Raw genomic sequence first — 20,056 nt, forward strand, 5'->3', positions numbered from 1 at the left:
CCGGTCTTGAGGAAGGGGGGATGTACAAATGAACTACCCGCTTAACGTAGGTAAACGTTCAAAATGGAGGCATATCACGCAGAATCCTTTTCTGTATGTGATGGCTGTACCGGGGCTGTTGTTTTTCCTCGTGTTCAGTTATTTTCCCATATACGGGATTATGATTGCCTTCAAAGATTATGATTTTGCCAAGGGGATCACGGGGAGTGACTGGGTAGGGTTTAGAAATTTCGATTACTTTTTTACATCAGATGACTTCTGGACGATTCTGCGGAACACACTGCTACTCAACGTGCTGTTTATTGTGTTCACGACAGCGGCGGCCGTTCTGATTGCACTCATGTTCAATGAGATCCGCAATAAATATTTCAAACGGATATCGCAGTCGCTTATTTTCCTGCCTTATTTCATGTCCTGGATTGTGATCGGGATGATTGTCCAATCCTTATTCGGCGGGGAAGAGCCCATGATTAATGTCTGGCTGCACAATATCGGTATGGAACCGGTCAACTGGATGTTTGAGTCGAGTCTGTGGCCTTATATTCTGACCGTGATCCGGGTGTGGCAAGGCGCTGGTTATCTCTCGATTATTTTCCTGGCCGCCATTACGGGCATATCGGAGGATCTGTATGAGGCGGCCCGCATCGACGGGGCTTCTAAACTGCAGATTGTGACACGCATTACGCTGCCGCTGCTAGTGCCGACGATTATGATCATGACGCTGCTGGCCGTGGGCAAAATTTTCAACGGGGACTTTGCGATGATCTATGCCATCATTGGCGACAACTCGATGCTGTATCCGACTACCGACGTCATTGATACGTTTGTCTTCCGCTCCATGCGGCAGCTGCACGATTTCGGCATGTCTTCGGCCGTGGGCCTGTTCCAGTCCATTATGGGTCTGATCTTCGTCATTGCTGCCAACTGGGTCACCCGCAGGGTATCCAAAGAATCTGCTTTATTCTAGGAGAGGTACTATGATACAGAAACAAAGCGCTGCGGACCGCACCTTTACGGGATTCGCCCATACGTTCATTTTGCTGTTTACTTTATTTTGTCTGTTTCCTTTTCTGCTGATGATTGCCGGTTCCTTTACGGATGAGGAGGAGCTGATCGCGCACGGCTATACCTTATTCCCGCAAAAGTTATCGCTGGCCGCGTATAAGGCGGTTCTGCAATCAGATGTACTTTTTAACGGCTATGGTGTTACCCTGTTCATCACGGTTGTCGGGGCCTTAAGCGCCCTGTGCATTTCCGCCATGCTCGGCTATTCACTGGCGAATAAACGGAATGTTCTGCAAACGCCCTTTCTGTTTTTTTGCTACTTGCCTATGCTCTTCTCGGGAGGGATCATTCCGTTCTATATTGTAGTCAGCCAGTGGCTGCATTTGCAGAATACAATCTGGGTGCTCATTCTGACGATGTTATGCCAGCCGTTTCTCGTCTTCCTATTGGTCAGCTTCTTCCGCACTATACCTGAGGAGCTAGAGGAAGCTGCCAGAATCGACGGAGCGAATGAGATGAGAGTGTTCTTCCAGATTATGATTCCGATCTCCAAGCCGATTCTGGCTTCTGTCGGCCTCTTCTATGCGCTGAGCTTCTGGAATGACTGGTTCATGGGACTGATGTTCATTGATAACGAGAAGTTATTCCCGCTGCAGTTAATTCTGCGCCGGATGGTTTCCAATATGGAAGCGGCCAGGAATCTGATTCCTTCCGGTGCAGCGATTGCAGTGACTCCACCGACGTACGGGGTGCGGATGGCGACCACGGTACTGACCATCGGCCCGATTGTACTGCTGTATCCGATGCTTCAGAAATATTTTGTCAAAGGTCTAACGGTAGGCGCTGTCAAAGGGTAAGTTATTCAGATTGTCCATAGATACGGGAGGGTTACGAGATGAGGTTAAAAAAATGGTTCGGCACGGCAACAACAGCGGTATTGGTGTCGTCACTGGTGCTGGCAGGCTGCGGGGGAAATGCGAAGAACGAAGGCAGTACAGCGAATTCTACGAATTCCCCTTCCAGTTCAGAGGGTGCAGCGCCTGCTTCCAAGGAAGTAGTGACGCTGAAGGCTTATTTCCCGGGAGATAAACCTGCGGGGTTCGATGCTGTGCTGCAGGCAGTCAACGACAAGCTGAAAAAGGATAATATCGGAGCCGCTCTGAATATCAACTTCATGCCTTGGACCGATTACGGGAATGCGGTATCCGTGAAGATGTCTGCCGGTGAAGAGTTCGATATGTACCTGGATGCCCCTTGGCTATCGATGAACCAGATGATCGAGAGTAAATCGTTGACGGAGCTGGATGCGGCGGTGGCTGCACGGCCTGAGCTGAAGGCATCCATTCCGGAGGAAATGTGGGAGTATAACAAATTCGGCGGCAAAATTATGGGGATTCCGCTCGGCACCACCCAAGGCCAGCTGTATGGCGTACTGATCCGTAAGGATTTACGCGAGAAATACGGGCTTCCTGAGCTGAAGACCCTCGATGACCTGGAGAAATTCCTGTATGCAGTCAAGGAAAATGAGAAAGACATCAAGCCTTTTGTCATTAATGGAATTAAGGCCGATAAGCTGCCATTCATCCTGAGTAACTCTGCGAATCTGGCACAGGATGAAGTGCTGGAGATTGGGGTCAACATGTTCTCGTATGCGATCAAGGATAAGAAGGTCATTGGCCAATGGGAGAGCCCGACGATTGCCGATGCTTATGAACGTGTTACCAAATACTACAAGGATGGGATTATCTCCAAAAATATTGCCCAGGAGCAAAATGCCGAGACGCTGTTCAAGCAAGGTAAATATGCGGCGACCTACTATGCAGCTGATGGGGTCGAGGGGCTGAAATATTCGGAGATGCTGAAGGACGGCAGCGACAAGCTGGAGATTTTCATTCCGAACGGGGAGCAGGCTAAGCCCTATACGGCTTATCAGCAATGGAACTTCCTCTGTATCCCGACGACCTCCAAGCATTCCGATGTCACTATGGATGTAGTGAACTGGCTGTCGATTAAGGAGAACCATGATTTGATGGAATACGGCATTCAAGGGAAGGACTGGGAGCCTGTCGGTGATTCGAGCTATAAGGCGCTGTCCGGCTATACATTCCCTGGTTATGTGCTGACCTGGCGGCCGACGCTCAACCGAACACCTGACACCATGATGCAGGATGACAAGAAGTGGTTCGACTTCTCGACCCAGACGTCCAATTTCACACTGAGTCCGATCGCAGGCTTCAACTTCAATGCTGAGAAGGTAAAGACAGAATATGCCAAAATCACGCCGCTGCACGATTCGATCTTCCTGCCGCTAAGCCAAGGCCTGATCCCTGCAGCGGAAGGAAAGAAAACGATGGAGGACAAAATGGCCAGTCTCGGCGGGCAAAAAGTGATCGATGAAATCCAGGCTCAGATTGATACTGTTACTTCCGGCAAATAACTGTACTTCAAATACAGAAAGAGGTCACTCCAATGAAAATAACACGCAGCGCGCATAATCCTCTGATCGAAGCCCGGGATGTTGCCCCCTCCCGCCCCGATTTCAAGGTGCTGGGCGCGTTCAATGCAGGCGTGGCGCAGTTACAGGAGGAGACAATTCTCTTGCTGCGCGTGGCCGAAGCGCCAATATCAGACCAGGCGGATGAGGTGCTCGTTCCCCGGTTGAATGAAGCAGGGACGGAGGTGCAGGTCGAGCGGTACGACAGGAATGATCCAGGCTATGATTTCTCAGATTCACGCTTCGTAGCCAAGGAGGGACAGACGGTGATGCTCACCTCCTTGTCTCATCTCCGGGTAGCACGGAGCCAGGATGGCGTTCATTTCGAGGTCGAGCCGCAGCCGGCCCTGTTCCCGGAGCATCCGCTGGAAGCATGGGGGATCGAAGATCCGCGTGTGACCCAGATCGGGGATACCTATTACATCACTTACAGTGCGGCCTCCGCACGCGGTGTCGGAGTTGGGCTGGCGGAGACCCGCGACTTTCAGACCTTCAAGCGGCGCGGGTTCATGCTGCCGCCCGAGAATAAGGATGTCATGATTTTCCCCGAGACAATTGGCGGCAAATACTACGCGCTGCATCGTCCGGTGCCGAAGTCCTTCGGCGCACCAGAGATGTGGATCGCGGAATCGCCTGACCTCGACCATTGGGGGAACCACCGGTTCCTGATGGGACTCGGTGAGCAGGGCTGGGACTCCGCCCGTATGGGTGGTGGGGCTGTTCCCATCCGCACACCGCAAGGCTGGCTTGCGCTGTACCATGGCGCTGACAGCAGCCACCGCTACTCCATGGGGGCGGTGCTGCTGGATCTGGAGGACCCGTCCCGGGTGATTGCGAGATCGCGTGTCCCCGTGCTGGAGCCGGAAGCTTCCTATGAGGTGAACGGATTCTTTGGCAAGGTCGTGTTCTCGTGCGGTGCGCTGCTGCTGGACCAGACGGTCCGCATGTATTATGGCGCGGCAGATGAAGTCATGGCTGTAGCGGACATCCCGCTCCAGGATATATTAGATACTCTTGTGTAAGAGGAAGGAGGCAGTGGGAGCTGCCTTCTTTAATCTAAAGTTTAGAAAGCGCTAACAAATATCTGGCAGATAAGCGAAGGAGCGTGTACATGACTGGTAACATGCAAAGCAGGATCAAAAGATGGATATGTCTCGTGATGGTGGGTTTGATGATCTCGACCCTCGGATTCCAATATCCTGTATCGGCGGATAGTTCGTCGCAAGAGCTGGCGGAAATGAAGCTGATGAAGCAGCGGGCGGTGGATTTCTATATCTCCAAGGACATCATCAATGACGGAACCAATGGCCGGGTGGAATGGACTTTTAAATCACAGGCCGGGACCTACTTATCGAGTCAAAAAGCGAATGGAAGCTGGAGCGATGTAGATTATACCAGTACGGCCTCCAGTGCCAACGGGCGGGCGTGGTCGCCTTACCTTGCGCTGGACCGGATGCAATCGATGGCCCAGGCGTTCGCAGACCCGAAGGGGCCATACTATCATGATGAAGCCATGTTAGCCGGTATTCAGAAAGCGCTGGATCACTGGTTCAAGGTCAAACCGACCTCCACCAACTGGTGGGAGACCGGCATCGGCAAGCAACTGCGGCTTAGCAAAATCGCGCTGCTGTGTGAAGGCTATCTGACTGCAGAGCAGGCTGCGGGTATTGTCGACACGTTAGACAGCAAACCGAATACAATCGATGGGGCCAACTCCTCCTGGTACAACCAGAATTATATGATCCGCGGCTTATTGCTGGAGGATGCCCAGAATGTCCGCAGCGCCGTAGAGGCGTTTAACGTGCTCTCGGCGGTGACGGAGACGCTAACGGGAATTCAGTCTGACATGTCCTTTTTCATGCATGGGAAGACGAATTATACCACGGGCTACGGAAGAAGCTTTGCGAGAGATATGTCCTTCTGGGCTTATGTTGTCTCGGGCACAAGCTTCGCTTACAGCCAGGCGGCCATTGACTCGTTGTCCTCTTATGTGCTGGATGGAACCAGGTATCTGGTGAGAGGCGATGTTGCCGATCTGGGCATGGGGATGAACGGACCGGAGTGGCCAGATTATGAGAGCTCCGCGCTGACCTTCTATGAAGATCCGCTGGAGTGGATGCAGGCGGCTAACCCGAAGCGGGCGGATGAATTCGCCGTATTCCTGAATAATATCCGGGGTATTGGCACGGTCTCGGGCAATGGACTGGATGCGAACAATATGACGCAATGGCAGACCCTGGTCTCCTCTCATATGCGGAAGGATTACGGAATTACAGTGAAGATGTCGTCCAGCACGGTCAAGGGCGGCGAAATGAGAACCATTAACCCCAGCGGATACAACCTGCTCTACTGGACTCCGCAAGGCGCCACGGCTATCCAGAGAACCGGGGATGAGTATAGAACCGTGTACCCTCTGATGGACTGGAATCATGTTCCGGGAACAACAGCTCCCTACGTTTTCACGAAGGAGAATAACTTCAACAACCCGAAGACCTTTGTCGGCGGCGTAACCAATGAGCGGTACGGAGCCACGGCGTTTGATTTCAACAAGCTGAGCACCAGCGGGAAAAAGGGCTACTTTTTCTTCGATGATGAAATGGTAGCGCTGGGCGCAGGCATCACTTCAACGAATGCTGCACCGGTCCATACGACACTGAACCAGAGTCTGGCTGTAGGCGATGTGCTTGTAGACGGCAAAGTGGCAGACGGAACGTCGCAGGTGAACGGACGCTGGGCCTATAATGATCATACCGGTTATGTGCTCCTGGACAAGACGGACTTCCAGGTGAAGCAGGAGACGAAGGCCGGTAAATGGAGCGATGTGGTTACTGGCAGTTCTGCGGAGCCAATCACTAAGCCGGTGTTCTCGATGTGGCTGGATCATGGCGTGAAGCCGGTCAATGCTTCCTATCAATACATCGTATTGCCGGGTAAAACCGCGGGGGAGGTTAGCAGCTACGCGGAAGCAAGCCCGATTAGTATTCTGGCGAATACACCGTCCGTTCAGGCGGTCCGGCACCGTTCGCTTGGCATTGCGGAAATGCTGTTCTATCAGCCGGGTACAGTCACGCTAAGAGAAGGACTGACCGTCACTGTAGATAAACCGTCGATGGTGATCGTTGATGAATCCGCGGACCCTGTCCGCATCTCGGTGGCGAATCCCGAAACGCCGGGAATTACCGTCAACGTAACGCTGAACCGGAACGGAGACCAGACCACAACCACTTACACACTCGGTAAAGATACGTTCACCGGGCGGAGTGAGACGCTAAGCGAGGGAGCTTTCATCGACGACAGCGGGTATGATCTCGCTTACAGTAAAGGAGCGGCTGCTTCCTCCAGCGTAGGCAAGCAATTTGCGTCAAACGCTACGGATCTGTACAGAACCTCCAGTTGGAGCTCGAACGCTTCAGGCAATGAATGGATTTATGTGGATCTGCAGGATCAATATATGATCAATAAGGTTAGATTGCATTGGGAGAAGGCTTACGGCAAAAGCTATAAAATTCAAGTATCCGACGATGCGGCCACCTGGAATGACGTGTATGCGACCTCGATGGGGGATGGCGGCATCGACGACATCTCCTTCGGTAAGACCAGCGCCAGGTTCGTCCGGATGCTAGGCGTTCAGCAGGGGACCGGAGACGGCTACTCGCTTGCTGAATTTAACGTGTATGAAGTGGTTGCCCCTAACCTTGCGGAAGGCCAGACTGCGATTGCAAGCTCGTCCAAAGCAGCCGATGTGCCAGCGGGGAACGCGGTAGACGGCTCATTGACTTCCCGCTGGGGGTCTAACTATGCTGATCCGCAGTGGATTTACGTCGATCTGGGCTCTGTTCAGGCGATTTCCAAGGTGATGTTGCATTGGGAAGATGCCTATGGAAAAGAATACCGGATCGACGTCTCCGATACGCTGCACGATTGGAAGACGGTATATAGTACGTCCAGTGGAGACGGGGATGTCGACGAGATTTCCATAGATCCGGTGAATGCCAGATATGTCCGGATGTATGGAACTCAGAGAGGGAGCAAATACGGATACTCGCTCTGGGAATTTAAAGTCTTTGGACCAGAGACACAGGAAACTGTTCCCGCCCGGGTTGAGCTTGCGGCAACGCCATCTTCGGCGGTGCCTGGAGGCAAAGTATCCGTTATGGGGGCCGTCTACGCCGATGGCAATCTTCCGTTATCCGGTGTAGATGTTGAACTCACAGCAGCCGATGGAAGCCTTGAACCTGCCAAAGTAACTACAGATGTGTACGGCAAGTTCAGTACAGTCTTTACTGCACCATCTGTTCCCGGTAAGGTATCCATCTCAGCAGTCTTGCCGGCAAGTCCATCTGTGACAGGGGCGGTTACCGTATCCGTAGAAGAAGAGGCTGTGCCTGTATCGGCCCGGATTGAACTGGAGGCTAACCCGTCCTCTGTATCTGCTGGAGGCAAAGTGTCGGTTACGGGAACCGTCTATGACGGTGAAGATCTTCCGTTAGCGGGTGCTGCGGTCCAGGTCATGGCAGCCTCCGGCAGCTTCGAGCCTGCGCTTGCCGTAACGGATGAGCACGGCCGGTTTAGCACAGTCTTTACGGCACCGTCCGCAGCGGGGGATGTGGTCATTACGGCTGTACTGACCGGCAATCCTTCCGTGACGAATACGGTTACCGTCTCTGTAAGCAAGGCCATACCAGTTCCTGCCCTTATTGAACTTCAGGCGGCACCTTCTGCTGTGAATACCGGAGATGACGTATCCATTACAGGAATTGTCTCGGGCAGCGACAATCTCCCGGTCTCCGGCCTGGAGGTCGGACTTACAGCTTCCTCGGGCAGCCTTGAGCCTGCTCATGCTGTAACGGACGCAAACGGCCGGTTTAGCGCGGTCTTTACGGCACCTTCCACACCTGGAGAAGTTACAATTACGGCGGTCTTGAATGCGTATCCGTCCATTACGGGAAGAATTAGCGTCTCGGTTAACGAGCGTTCGGGCGGCGGAAATGGCGGCAACCCTGGAGGTGAAGCACCTGTGACTCCGTCAGTACCTGTCCCGCCGGTTGTTGTGGGAACACCGGGTAAACCGGACGAGAGTCCGCAAGGCCCGGCAACTCCGGCGCCTGGTCCATCCCTCACCGATATTGCGGGCCATTGGGCTGAAGCCAGTATCAGTGAAGCTGTTCGGTTAGGCATCATTACAGGTTATCCGAACGGCTCGTTCCAGCCTAACCGTAACGTGACCCGTGCTGAATTCACGGTGATGCTGGCGAAGGCGCTGAAGCTTCAGAACACAGAAGCAGCGTTATCCTTCAAGGATAGTGACCGAATCGGACCATGGGCCAAGACAGCCGTTGCGCAGGCGGTAGCCTTGGGAATCATTCAGGGGGATAACAACAGCAATTTCCGCCCGGATGCGCCAGTGACCAGAGCCGAAATGGCTGTCATGCTGGCGAGAGCATTACAACTGGCTCCTGTTGCCCGCTCCGCAGGATTCACGGATGACCGCGACATCCCCGCCTGGGCAGTTGGAGCAGCGGCCGAGATGAAGAAGTCAGGACTCATGCAAGGCAAAGGCAACAACAGCTTCTTCCCGAAAGACGCCGCAACGCGGGCGGAGACCGTCACGGTACTGCTTAGAATGCTGGCATCTAAGTAATCATAGCCAACCTTTCATTGGTATACGTTAGACACAGCAAAGCAGCGATTCTCCTGTTGTTAGGGAATCGCTGCTTTGCTTATGCTATAATTTAATCAAGTGTTTTTGTGCTTAGAGAAAATTGGATAAAGGATGCATTGACCAACCATGTATGAGAATCAGACTTCTATGCACCACAAGCTCTTTATTATCGGCGCAGGTGCTGCCGGACTAATGGCTGCTGTTACTGCGAGTGATATGGGGATCGATACGGCCATTCTGGAGAGTAACGACCGGATTGGCAAGAAGATCTTAATGACAGGTGATGGCCGCTGCAACATTACAAATGAATCCACTGTGACAGCTGAGGATGAAGCAGCCGCTTTATCGCGCAAGTATCACAGTAATCAACCCGAATTTCCGCTTGCGGTAGTGCAGCAATATGGCGTCGGCCAGACGATTGATTTTTTCTCCTTTCTTGGGCTCCCGCTTACAAGACTCAAGGGGGGCTTGATGTATCCGATGTCGCTGCAGGCAGCGGCGGTACTGGATATTTTCCAGCTGGCGCTAGAGGATCGGAATGTTCCAGTATACCTTAAGAATAAAGTGGTGGATGTTACTGCTTCGGCAGATCATCCGCGCTTCACGATAAAATGCCTAACAGAGACAGAGGAGGAGGTTGTTTATACAAGCGACTATCTGCTTCTGTCTACGGGGGGCAATACCGGTCCCAATGCAGGAAAAGAGCCTCCCGGTTATACCCTTGCCGAACGTCTGGGGCACACCCTGATTGAGCCTTTTCCGGCCATTGTGCAATTGAAGCTGCAATATCCGAATATGAGGGCACTGTCCAGTATCAAATCTCAGGGACAAGCCCATATCATTGTAAAGGGTAAAGTCATCGGCAGTGAACAGGGTGAGCTGGCCTTCACAGACTATGGTATTACCGGTCCGCCCATTCTCCAGCTAAGCAGGAAAGCTGCGTATCATCTGGCAAGAGGAGAACAGGTGAAACTATCGGTGGATCTGATGCCGGGCCGTACAGAGGAAGAGGTAGTGGAGTTCCTAGAAAAGCTATGGGAGAGCTTTGGGCACCGGACCGTGGCGGATTCCCTCGTGGGTATCTTCAACAAGAAGCTTGTTACTGTCCTGCTTAAGGAGACGGGCTTAGATCAACAGCCACAGCTTCTTTGCCAGAATCTCACGCCGAGAACTAAAGAGAACTTTTATCGGCTCTTGAAGCGTTGGGAATTCAAAGTGACGGATACCAATGGCTTTACGAATGCGCAGGTGACAGCCGGCGGCATTGATACATCGGAACTTACCCGGGGAACGCTGGAATCCAAGCGGGTGCCCGGGCTGTATTTGGCCGGCGAAGTGATGGATGTGGACGGAGATTTCGGCGGCTATAACCTGCAATGGGCCTGGAGTTCCGGATATGTGGCCGCCATGGCGATAGCTAAGTCCATTCAATAAATTTATTAGGAAAAGGGATGCATCAATTAATATGTATAAGGATCAGACTTCTAAGCACCACGAGCTGTTCATTATCGGTGGGGGTGCTGCAGGTCTAATGGCTGCAGTTACAGCGAGGGATCAAGGTATTGATACAGCCATTATTGAAAGCAATGACCGGCTCGGGAAGAAAATTATAACGACGGGTAACGGGCGTTGCAACATTACGAACCAATCCACCGCCACCGGTACGGATGAAGCAGCCGCTTTATCCATTAAGTATCACAGCAATCAGGCAGGATTCCCAATACATGTACTGCGGCAATTCGGTGTCCGCCAGACGATCGAATTTTTCTCTTCGCTCGGGCTTCCTTTTATGAGCTTGGAGAATGGCCGGATGTATCCGATGTCGCTGCAGGCGGCTTCGGTGCCGGGTGTGTTTAAGCTGGCGCTGGAGGACCGGAATGTTCCAGTATACTATAAACATAAAGTGCTCGATGTGACCGTTTCGGCGGGACATCCCCGGTTCGCGATAACCTGCCAGACGGATACAGAGGAACAGGTAGTGTATACCAGCGACTATCTTTTTCTATGTACCGGCGGCCTTACCGCTCCCAAAACAGGAACAGACGGCTCCGGTTATACACTTGTCCAGCGTCTGGGTCACACCATGATCCACCCGGTGCCAGGCATTGTACAATTGAAGCTGGATTATCCGTATTTGAAGGAACTGTCGGGCATCAAATTTGAGGGAGAGGCCCATGTGATCGTAAACAATGAAGTCATCCGCACGGAGTCTGGTGAGATTCTTTTTACGGACTATGGGATCTCGGGCCCGCCTATACTTCAGCTAAGCAGAAAGGCTGCGTATAATCTCGGCATAGGAGAATCCGTGACCCTGTCGGTTGATTTGATGCCGGAGCGCACGGAGGAAGAGTTAATTGATTTTCTGGAGATCCACTGGGGGATCTTCGGGCACCGGACGGTTGCTGATTCCCTGATAGGCATCGTCAGCAAGAAGCTGATTCCCGTGCTGCTGAAGGAGGCTGGAATTGATCAACAGCTGCATCTGCTGTGTCAGGATCTATCATGGAAAACTAAGAAAATATTCTATAAACTATTGAAGCGTTGGGAATTTAAAATCACCGACACCAACAGCTTCACGAACGCCCAAACCACAGCCGGTGGCATCGATACGACGGAGCTAGTCGAAGGAACGCTGGAATCTAAGCTGGTGCCTGGGCTCTATTTGGCCGGTGAGGTGATGGATGTGGACGGAGATTGCGGCGGCTATAACCTGCAATGGGCTTGGAGCTCCGGATATGCCGCCGCGATGGCGCTTGCGAATCAGCGTGCCCGCACTACGTAAAGGATAGAGGATTGGTGCAGTACTAGTGAAGACACCCTTAGGGGTGTCTTTTTTATTTCTCTTTGGGGTTATAAATTCCGGGAAAAGGATTAACAATTACTCCCTATTGATCCGATAAGTAAATAGATACATATTTTAACTTTGAAATTGAATTGTGGGATAAATCCCAGAATATCTTGTCAGCTTGTTTTTATGAACCTTATAGAAGCAGTGTGACAAGCGGTTTATTTCATTATGTTGAAAACTTTAACTTATGGTAGTGCATGTAGTATCAAATAAACTGTAGGGGGATTTTCAGAATGAAGTTAGTTAAAATGAGGAAGTCTGTGTTTGTTTCATCTATTGTAGTTTCAAGTCTACTATTTGGCACAGTAGGGGTGTTTGCAGGAAATGGTGTTGAAGCAATTAAGGCAAAATTGAACCATGATATCAAGTTTGTCCTTAACGGTTCCAAATGGACTCCAAAAGATCAATCGGGTAATAATTTATCTGCTTTAGTATATAATGGTTCTACATATGTGCCCTTAAGATCTGTTTCAGAGGCGCTTGGAGCGGATGTTAATTTTGATGCGCCCTCTTTAACGATTTCCATTGATGGTTCAGGTGATAGTGGTATTCCTTATAAGGATGCCAGCACAGCATCGACCCCCCAAGAACCCGTTAAGCAAACTGTTAACCCGCCTGCGACAAATACGCCACCTCCAGTAGCAACGACGACGACAGCATCAGCTAATGGTGGTAAAACCCTTAGCTCTGCAATTCCAATAGGCAAGTCGGTTACATTTAATGATCCCTATAGTTATGATGGTCTGTCGTATACAGGAAACTATACTTTCTCCGTAAGCTCAGTAAAGTCAATCACAAGAAGTGAAATTGCAAGTCTTGGTTTCAGAGAACCAGAAGCCAATGCTTTGATTGAGTATAAATTGGCTAAGGTAAAGTTCGTTTTGAATAACGGAAAGGCTATCTCTGATGATAACAACGAAGGCCTTTATGTTGCTGTTCATTTGGTACCACAACTGTGGGGTTCTAAAACTTCAGACGGAAACAGTATCGTCGGTGTGAAAAATTCCGGTTTCACTGGCTCGTTGGATGATGCTATTAGTGACGCAACTAATTCGAAAAAGCTTAAGCCGGGTGAAAGTTACAGCTACGCTGCAGAAGGTCTTGTAATCGTACCTGTATATAAGGGAGTAGCGAACTATCTGACCGTCCAGCTCAGAGACAATAGCGATTATGAAAATTCATTCTTCTACTTCAACCTTTAGTCATCAAGAGGCCTAAGTAATCAAATATGATTTTCGTTAGCTACGAGGGGTATCTCTAAAGCCAAATTATGGCTTAGAGGTACCCTTTGTTTCTTGAATGTGAGAAATGAAGAGAGGATCAAATGGTTTGATAACGAAATGTTCGGTCGATTCTGGGAACAATGCAGACAAGAGGGTTTGACGGGGCTGTTCCGTAACAGTCATAATTGTTCTTGTCTTTACGAAAAGGGGGTGTCACCAATTGCCGATAGGATCTAAGAACTTGTCCACTAAACAAAGGTTTGTAGAAGCGCTTATGAATGAATCACTTGTGGATCTGCAGTCCATCCCGAAAAGCGATTTGCATAACCACGCCGGACGCGGAGGGACCATTCGATATATTAGCGAGTGGGCGCATGTTAACATAGAGCCGCCGGCGGAACCGTTCCGATCGTTGAACGACATGCAGCAATGGTTTGTTGAATCTGTGAAACGGCATTGCCCTGGTATTCAAGGTTATTTGAAACGGATTGAAGCTTCCTTTGCGCAGGCGGCTGACGACCATATTGAGAGATTGGCATTAAGCTTTGGAGTGGATGAGGTGGATACCTTGGGAGGAATGGAGCCATTTATGCGGATCATGAATGAATATCATCGCCGGTTTGCTCCTGCAACACAGTTTCTCCCGGAGCTGGCTTTGGACCGTGCCTGCAATGTAGATGAAGTGTATAACCGGTTAGATGAAATATTGGCTTACCGCTGGTTTCGCTCCATCGATATTTGTTGCGATGAATTTGCTCAGCCAATCACATCTTTTAAGTCCATTTACCAAGCTGCGAATACGGCGGGGCTGGCGCTCAAGGCTCATGTGGGGGAGTTCGGAACCGCAGATGATGTTATGGAAGCTGTTGAGGAGCTCGGGCTTCATGAGGTTCACCATGGAATTGCAGCCGTCCGCTCGCCTCAAATTATGAGCTGGCTTTCTGCTCACCATATTCAACTGAATGTCTGTCCTACTAGTAATATTATGCTTGGAGTAGCGGAGAACTACGCCAGCCATCCTATTCGGAAGCTTTATGATTGTGGAGTACCCGTGACGATTAATACCGATGATTTGCTGATTTTTAATCAAAGCGTTTCTCAAGAATACATGAATCTGTATCAAGCGGGATTAATGACAACAGAAGAGCTGAACGAGATCCGTATGAGAGGACTTGGGGTATCCAATGGAAGGAATCAGTTAATGATGAGTATGGATAAAAAGTAAGTCAGGTTAAATTGTATCTGTAGTCCAGTGAATTATTTAATCATAAGGATTGTGATGTAATTTTACAAAATAAATTCAAAATCCGAGTGGATGGTAAAAGGATACTTGAAGATGGTCTTTTCCATATCATTTTGCTAAAATGTACATATGTTATAACTTTTATTACTGTTAAAAGTTATAACTTGAAGCGGGAAGATCATTCTATAAGAAGAAGGAAGAAATAAAATGAATGGCGTGATCAAAGTGACAAAGGATCAAACGAAGGTGATCCGTTATTCCCGAAAGATTGGGCGAATGGGGAATAGCTTGGGCGTGAGCTTGCCAAAAGCTCTTGCGGAAAAGTTGAATATCTCGCAGGGAGATGAAATCGAGTTTATTGAAAATGAAAGTGGAGAAGTGGTGTTGAGAAAAAGCCGGGCAGCCCTGTTGCCTGAACAGGTTCGGCCTGAAGTCTTGGAGGCTTTCTTCGATGTGTTCGAAGAGGATCTGGGCATTCTTGAAGATCTAAGGGATCGTTAATATGACTATCTTTCTTAGCAGAGAAGAGGTTATTACAGCACACCATTTCATGATGAAAAGAATGAATGACGCAGATCAAGCAGGAGTGAAGGAACATGGCCTGCTGGAATCTGCGGTACATAGACCGCAACAAAGTATTTTTGGCGAGGATGCTTATCCCTCTATATTTGATAAGGCAGCCGCCTTGCTCGAATCGCTGGTCAAAAACCATTGTTTCCATAATGGCAATAAACGTACGGCTTATCTGGTTACGAAGTCATTTTTGATTCTGAATGGGTACCATCTAAAAATGCAGCGGGAGTTTGCAGTAGAGTTTGTTGTAGACATTGCCAAAGGTGTGCATTCATTAGAAATGATCTCTTATATATTGACGAAATATACTGAGGAAAAATAAAGGTAAGGTGTCCCCCTTACAAGTCAAGGAGGCCTTATGATATGAGCAGAGCAGCAAAGCAGCCGCTGAACGAGGGCCCTAAGATCCGCAAAGAAAAAATAATTGCTTCAAAGATGATTCATATCTATTGCAAGAGAAAACATCATGGGCAGGAGCTCTGTGAGGAATGCCGGAATTTAAATGAGTATGTTATGACAAGACTCTCCTGCTGCAAATTCGGTGAAGAGAAAACCGCGTGTGCCAAGTGTCCGATTCATTGTTATACACCCGTCTACCGCACAAAAATAAAGGGAGTTATGCGTTTCTCAGGACCATGGATGCTGCTGTATCATCCGTTAGAATCCATAAGGCATATCCCCATGCCGGAGAAGTTGAGAAAAACATGGTCACGATAGCCGGACGCCTACTCCAGTTAAAACAGCCAAGGAACAGGATGGCCTGCGCCTTGGCTGTCTATGGTTACCTATTCCCCTGCTCCAGCCATTCCCGCTTCAGGATAGCGAATTGCTGGGTATTCTCATACTTCGGCGTTCCGTCTTCGTTCGTGGTGAAGGAGATGAATTCGAGGAAGCAGCCTTCCCGGCGCATGCCCAGCTTCTCGACCAGCTTCTGCGATCTGGAGTTGTCGTCCTCGACATAGGCGTAGATGCGTCTGGCTTCCTGCTCCAGGAAAAGGTAGCGCAGCAGCGTACGGGCGCTTTCGCTGGCATAGCCGGCGCCTTCGTAGGCCGGGTTGAAGTGCCAGCCTACGCTGTAGGTATCCGGCTCCTCTTTCATACAGAACAGATCGCCAATGATGGCACCGGTCTCCTTCAGAGTGACGGCCAGATGGGAGTCGTCCTGACTCCGTTCGCTGGCGGAAGCGATGGCTTCTTCTAACGTAGAGAGACGTTCGCTCAGGAAACAGTTCACCCGGGGGTTCGCCAAGTACTCCAGCATCCCTGATGCATCTGCCTCCCGGAAGTTTCTAATGATTAATCGGTCGGTACTGATCTCTTGCATGATGGTTCCTCCTTAAGGTTGGGGTTGCGCGGTATCTACCGGCAAGCGGATGTGGACGGAATACCTGCTGCCAGTGCTTGTGAACGTAATTTCGCCCTTATGCTGGCTGATGATTTTATGGCAGGTCTTGAGGCCGATCCCGGTGCTATGGACCTCATGGTCCTCCGTTTTTATAACATTCGTGATATCCATCAACAGCCAGCGGTCTTCAATCCTATACGCAATAGTGACGGGCGCAGATGTATCGGCATACTTCGTGATGTTGGAGAAAAGATTATCGAATACCCGCCTGAAGGAGATCAGGTGAAGATCCACGCGGAAAGGGACAGGGGATGGCTCCCATGCTACCTGGAAGCCGTGATTCTCCAGCAGCATCGACTGCTCATCGATTAACTGATCCATCAGCTGAATCCCATCGTAAGACTCGAACTCCAGGTCATTCTCCTCTGTGTTATACACGGTGAAGTACTCGAATAGCTTGTCGGACAGATGCTTAATCTGATAGGCTTTTTCCCTGCTGTTATGAATGTACTTCGCTAATGCTTCCTGATCCTGATATTTCTTGTATTCGATGATGTCCAGGTAGCCGACCAATGCGGTCAGCGGTGTCCGCAGATCGTGGGACATAGCGGTGACCAGCTCGCTGTTGGCTACTCTGGCCCGCTCCTCGCTCTCCAGACGCTCGATGAATGACTTCCTCATCTCATTGATGCTCTGGGCCAGCGACGACAGCTCATCCTTCCCCTTGAGAGTAATCGGATAGTCCAGATTCCCGCCCTCCAGAATTTTAATCTCCTTCTCCAGCACGCCAATATAAGAGGTCTTCTTGTTGATGAAGAACAGAACCAGGACGATGAAGAATATGAACGACAGAATCACACCGAGAATCGTAATGAGGTTGTAGTACTTGTATTCAAAAAAATATTCCATATAGACCTGAGCAGTCGTATCCGCAAAGGTAACCGTGGAATACTGGGATTTGCTGAAAATGTTAGGGTCCGGCAGAAATCTCGTATTCTCGGTCTTGATGGTGTACCCGTCCGTAGAGTAGAGAAATTGGTTGTCCTTATAGAGATAGAGGTTCACGTACTTGGCGTCTCGGACCCATTCCGCGATCTTCGCGTCATCCTTAAGCGAAAGATGTTGCCCGGAGATATATGCTTGAAGTGCCGGAAGGGCTTGCTCTTCTTGCTTGTGAATGAACGAGCTTCTGGTCCGGTAATGCTCCAGCAGATCTTCGCCTGTGGACTGCAGCAGCAGGAATAACCCTGCAGAAGCGACGAACGAACCGATCAGGCACAGGATTAATTTCAGTTTCAGCCTGCTCAACCGTAGCTTATGATTCAATCCGGTACCCCTTTCCCCAGACGGTTCGGATGAACTTGGGATTCTGCGGGTCCTTCTCCAGCTTCATCCGCAGATTGCGGATATGAACCATCACCGTATTGTTACAGCTGTAGAAGTAAGGCTCGCCCCACACACTCTCATACAGATTCTGCGCCGAGAAAATCTTATTGCGGTTGCCGGCCATCAGCGCCAGCAGCTTGTACTCAATTTCGGTCAGGGTCAGCTCCTTCTCATTCATCCTTACCTCGTTAACAGCAGGATTAATGCTTAGTCCGTTGAAGGTAATCACATCTGAGGGGGCGGAGGTATCCTCCTTGCCTTTGTATACATAATACCGCCTAAGTAAGGCCTTCACCCGGGACACCAATTCGGTGTAGGAAAAGGGCTTGGACAGGTAATCGTCACTTCCGGCCGAGAAGGCGAGAGTTTTGTCAGAGTCTTGAGTCTTAGCTGTCAGGAACAAGATAGGCGCACTGGTCATCTCACGAATCTCCACGCAGGCCTTAATTCCCGACTTCCGGGGCATCATCATGTCCAGAATGATCAGGTCGATGGTATCGTCAACTTTGTTCACGGCATCTTCACCGTCAACAGCCTCAATGACAAGGTACTGCTCACTCTCCAGCAGCACTCGGACAATCTCCCGGATCTCGTGGTTGTCATCCGCTATAAGTATGGTCTTCGCAGGATTCATCATTCTTCCATCCCTCTCCTTTCCCGGGTGCTCGTCGTGCTTACATTATAGATTGTCCATTGCGTTTAAACCACCGGATGACAGGCGACTTAAGAATTCTTAAGGAATTCCATGCCCGGATCTTAAGAATATTTACCTAAGCTGGTACTATCATAAGCCAGTGAAGAGAGGGATTCGAAATGGATTGGTTATTACAAAATAAACGGGTCAGCAAAGTTCTCCTCGCTTGCGTAGGCCTTGTGATCATGATCGTATTCATCAAATACCTGCCGGAGCTTCTGCGCCTGACGATGTCGCTGGATGCCTTCCGGGACTATATCCTTTCTACAGGAAAGCTAGGGCCGGTTATGCTGGTTCTCTTCCAGATTCTCCAGACGGTGATCGCTCCCATACCGGGAGAGGTCGTTCAAATTGCCGGGGGATACATCTATGGGACGATGCTGGGGGCGGTTTACGTGACTGGTGGGATGATGCTGGGGGCGATGATTGCCTTCTACTTCACCAGATTCCTGGGCGGGTCTTTCATTGAAAGCTTGCTTCAGAGGGATAAGTTCAAGTGGATGCGGGGGATGATGGATAATAAGAAATTCTCAATCTTCCTGTTCATTGTTTTCATTATTCCCGGATTCCCCAAGGATATGTTCATCTATGCTGCGGGATTGACGACGATGAAGCCCCTAAGATTCTTTATGATCCTGCTCATTGCCAGATTCCCGTGGCTGCTGGCCTCCGTGAGCGTTGGGGCAAATATCTACGATAAGAATTATGGACCCACCATCGTCATATCCGCTATCTCAGTCCTAGCTTTTATCTTGGGATTAATCTATAAGGACAAGCTGATTGACAAGTTATCTTCCTTCAAAGGCGGCAAAAGCGAGTCGTAGCCTCAACATCTAGGAATGATGTCTGTAACTTGGACATAGAGTGGAACTACAGGAGGCGTTGCATATGGTTATCCAACTTAGTGTTGCTTTGGCTGCGGTTGCTTTTGTCTGTCTGGTTGCATTTGTCATCCTTACGCTGCGCAAGGGAATGACCACGCTCGGGGAGACCAACAAGACGCTGGGCGAGGTGAGAAATGCCATCCATGGATTGACGGGAGAGGCGACTCAGCTCATTCACACGGCGAATCAGGTCACCCGGGATGTGAAGGGGAAGATCAAGACCATCGATCCGATCTTTGAATCGGCGCACAATGTGGGCGAAGTTATTCAGACGGTGACCGAGACCTTTAAGAAGAACGCTACCGACATCGGCCAGAACCTGAGCCAAGAGCCTGAGAAGCCAGCGGTCAAAAGCAAAAGCGGCCAGATCCGCGTTAATACGAAGTTTCAGTGATTTCAGCATCACCCATAGTAGCGACAATTCAAGGCACCCTGGGCGGGTGTCTTTTTGCATGCAGGTATCATTTCGCTGCAAAATAATCATTTTCTCATAATAGTGCATAATTGCAGGCGATATGAGCAAATGATTGTTTCGACACTAATTCGGCTTCTGCTATGCTCGGGATATCCGCGAGGCTCAAGATTCATAGGTCCTTCAAGGATACAGATCAGCAGGTAAAGAGGGGGTGAAAAGAGAAGCAATGTAAAAAATTGCAAGCGGTTACATGTAATTCTGCAACAAATAAATCCGGGGAGGCA

17 protein-coding genes are annotated in these 20,056 nt (G+C 50.0%); 14 read left to right on the forward strand and 3 right to left on the reverse strand.

Annotated features, from left to right (window positions below; all coding sequences use genetic code 11):
- The first annotated feature begins 28 nt into the window (after nucleotides 1-28).
- The 12 genes from MKZ07_RS24495 to MKZ07_RS24550 all read left to right on the forward strand — a co-directional run bounded on the left by MKZ07_RS24495 (nucleotide 29) and on the right by MKZ07_RS24550 (nucleotide 15,765).
- Entirely contained in the window at nucleotides 29-967 is a 939-nt protein-coding gene (locus MKZ07_RS24495; RefSeq protein WP_341028150.1) for an ABC transporter permease, read from the forward strand.
- 10 nt (nucleotides 968-977) lie between these two features.
- Complete coding sequence (locus MKZ07_RS24500) at nucleotides 978-1,862, forward strand: carbohydrate ABC transporter permease (RefSeq protein WP_076155821.1); 885 nt, start codon at nucleotides 978-980, stop codon at nucleotides 1,860-1,862.
- Between the two features lie 38 nt (nucleotides 1,863-1,900).
- A complete protein-coding gene (locus tag MKZ07_RS24505; RefSeq protein WP_341028154.1) occupies nucleotides 1,901-3,442 on the forward strand; it encodes a DUF3502 domain-containing protein in 1,542 nt (513 codons plus the stop codon).
- Between the two features lie 32 nt (nucleotides 3,443-3,474).
- A complete protein-coding gene (locus MKZ07_RS24510) occupies nucleotides 3,475-4,521 on the forward strand; it encodes a glycoside hydrolase family 130 protein (RefSeq protein ID WP_076155805.1) in 1,047 nt (348 codons plus the stop codon).
- Between the two features lie 89 nt (nucleotides 4,522-4,610).
- Nucleotides 4,611-9,140 (forward strand): polysaccharide lyase family 8 super-sandwich domain-containing protein, encoded by a 4,530-nt coding sequence (locus tag MKZ07_RS24515; protein ID WP_341028157.1) that lies wholly within the window; start codon nucleotides 4,611-4,613, stop codon nucleotides 9,138-9,140.
- 147 nt (nucleotides 9,141-9,287) lie between these two features.
- A complete protein-coding gene (locus tag MKZ07_RS24520; RefSeq protein ID WP_341028160.1) occupies nucleotides 9,288-10,595 on the forward strand; it encodes an aminoacetone oxidase family FAD-binding enzyme in 1,308 nt (435 codons plus the stop codon).
- A 31-nt stretch (nucleotides 10,596-10,626) separates the two neighbouring features.
- Nucleotides 10,627-11,943, forward strand: a complete 1,317-nt coding sequence (locus MKZ07_RS24525) for a BaiN/RdsA family NAD(P)/FAD-dependent oxidoreductase (protein ID WP_036691346.1) — start codon at nucleotides 10,627-10,629, stop codon at nucleotides 11,941-11,943.
- Nucleotides 11,944-12,242: 299 nt separating this feature from the next.
- A complete protein-coding gene (locus MKZ07_RS24530; RefSeq protein WP_341028161.1) occupies nucleotides 12,243-13,211 on the forward strand; it encodes a stalk domain-containing protein in 969 nt (322 codons plus the stop codon).
- Nucleotides 13,212-13,473: 262 nt separating this feature from the next.
- The gene (locus MKZ07_RS24535; protein WP_156949528.1) at nucleotides 13,474-14,457 is read left to right on the forward strand and encodes an adenosine deaminase; all 984 of its coding nucleotides are present in this window, start codon (nucleotides 13,474-13,476) and stop codon (nucleotides 14,455-14,457) included.
- A gap of 225 nt (nucleotides 14,458-14,682) precedes the next feature.
- A complete protein-coding gene (locus tag MKZ07_RS24540; RefSeq protein WP_036691344.1) occupies nucleotides 14,683-14,976 on the forward strand; it encodes an AbrB/MazE/SpoVT family DNA-binding domain-containing protein in 294 nt (97 codons plus the stop codon).
- Nucleotide 14,977: 1 nt separating this feature from the next.
- Nucleotides 14,978-15,370 carry a type II toxin-antitoxin system death-on-curing family toxin gene (locus MKZ07_RS24545; protein WP_036691343.1) on the forward strand — a complete coding sequence of 131 codons (393 nt, stop codon included), beginning with the start codon at nucleotides 14,978-14,980 and terminating at the stop codon, nucleotides 15,368-15,370.
- A gap of 41 nt (nucleotides 15,371-15,411) precedes the next feature.
- Nucleotides 15,412-15,765 (forward strand): nitrous oxide-stimulated promoter family protein, encoded by a 354-nt coding sequence (locus tag MKZ07_RS24550; protein WP_051493203.1) that lies wholly within the window; start codon nucleotides 15,412-15,414, stop codon nucleotides 15,763-15,765.
- Between the two features lie 64 nt (nucleotides 15,766-15,829).
- On the opposite strand, the gene MKZ07_RS24555 is transcribed toward MKZ07_RS24550, so the two are convergent.
- From MKZ07_RS24555 to MKZ07_RS24565, 3 genes are read right to left on the reverse strand one after another with little or no spacing between them, the layout of a single operon-like run.
- Nucleotides 15,830-16,372 (reverse strand): GNAT family N-acetyltransferase, encoded by a 543-nt coding sequence (locus MKZ07_RS24555; RefSeq protein ID WP_036691341.1) that lies wholly within the window; start codon nucleotides 16,370-16,372, stop codon nucleotides 15,830-15,832.
- Between the two features lie 12 nt (nucleotides 16,373-16,384).
- Complete coding sequence (locus MKZ07_RS24560; RefSeq protein ID WP_036691339.1) at nucleotides 16,385-17,719, reverse strand: HAMP domain-containing sensor histidine kinase; 1,335 nt, start codon at nucleotides 17,717-17,719, stop codon at nucleotides 16,385-16,387.
- Nucleotides 17,709-18,416: a response regulator transcription factor gene (locus tag MKZ07_RS24565; protein WP_036691338.1), complete on the reverse strand. Its 708-nt coding sequence runs from the start codon at nucleotides 18,414-18,416 to the stop codon at nucleotides 17,709-17,711. The genes MKZ07_RS24560 and MKZ07_RS24565 overlap by 11 nt, the downstream gene beginning before the upstream one ends.
- Nucleotides 18,417-18,592: 176 nt before the next feature.
- Here MKZ07_RS24565 and MKZ07_RS24570 point away from each other — a divergent pair, with 176 nt between their 5' ends.
- Together MKZ07_RS24570 and MKZ07_RS24575 are read left to right on the forward strand one after the other, a co-directional pair.
- Nucleotides 18,593-19,297: a TVP38/TMEM64 family protein gene (locus tag MKZ07_RS24570; protein ID WP_076155794.1), complete on the forward strand. Its 705-nt coding sequence runs from the start codon at nucleotides 18,593-18,595 to the stop codon at nucleotides 19,295-19,297.
- A 64-nt stretch (nucleotides 19,298-19,361) separates the two neighbouring features.
- Nucleotides 19,362-19,751: a DUF948 domain-containing protein gene (locus MKZ07_RS24575; RefSeq protein WP_051493202.1), complete on the forward strand. Its 390-nt coding sequence runs from the start codon at nucleotides 19,362-19,364 to the stop codon at nucleotides 19,749-19,751.
- Nucleotides 19,752-20,056 lie beyond the last annotated feature (305 nt).

Source organism: Paenibacillus sp. FSL P4-0338 (assembly GCF_038002365.1).
Taxonomy (GTDB): domain Bacteria; phylum Bacillota; class Bacilli; order Paenibacillales; family Paenibacillaceae; genus Paenibacillus_AQ.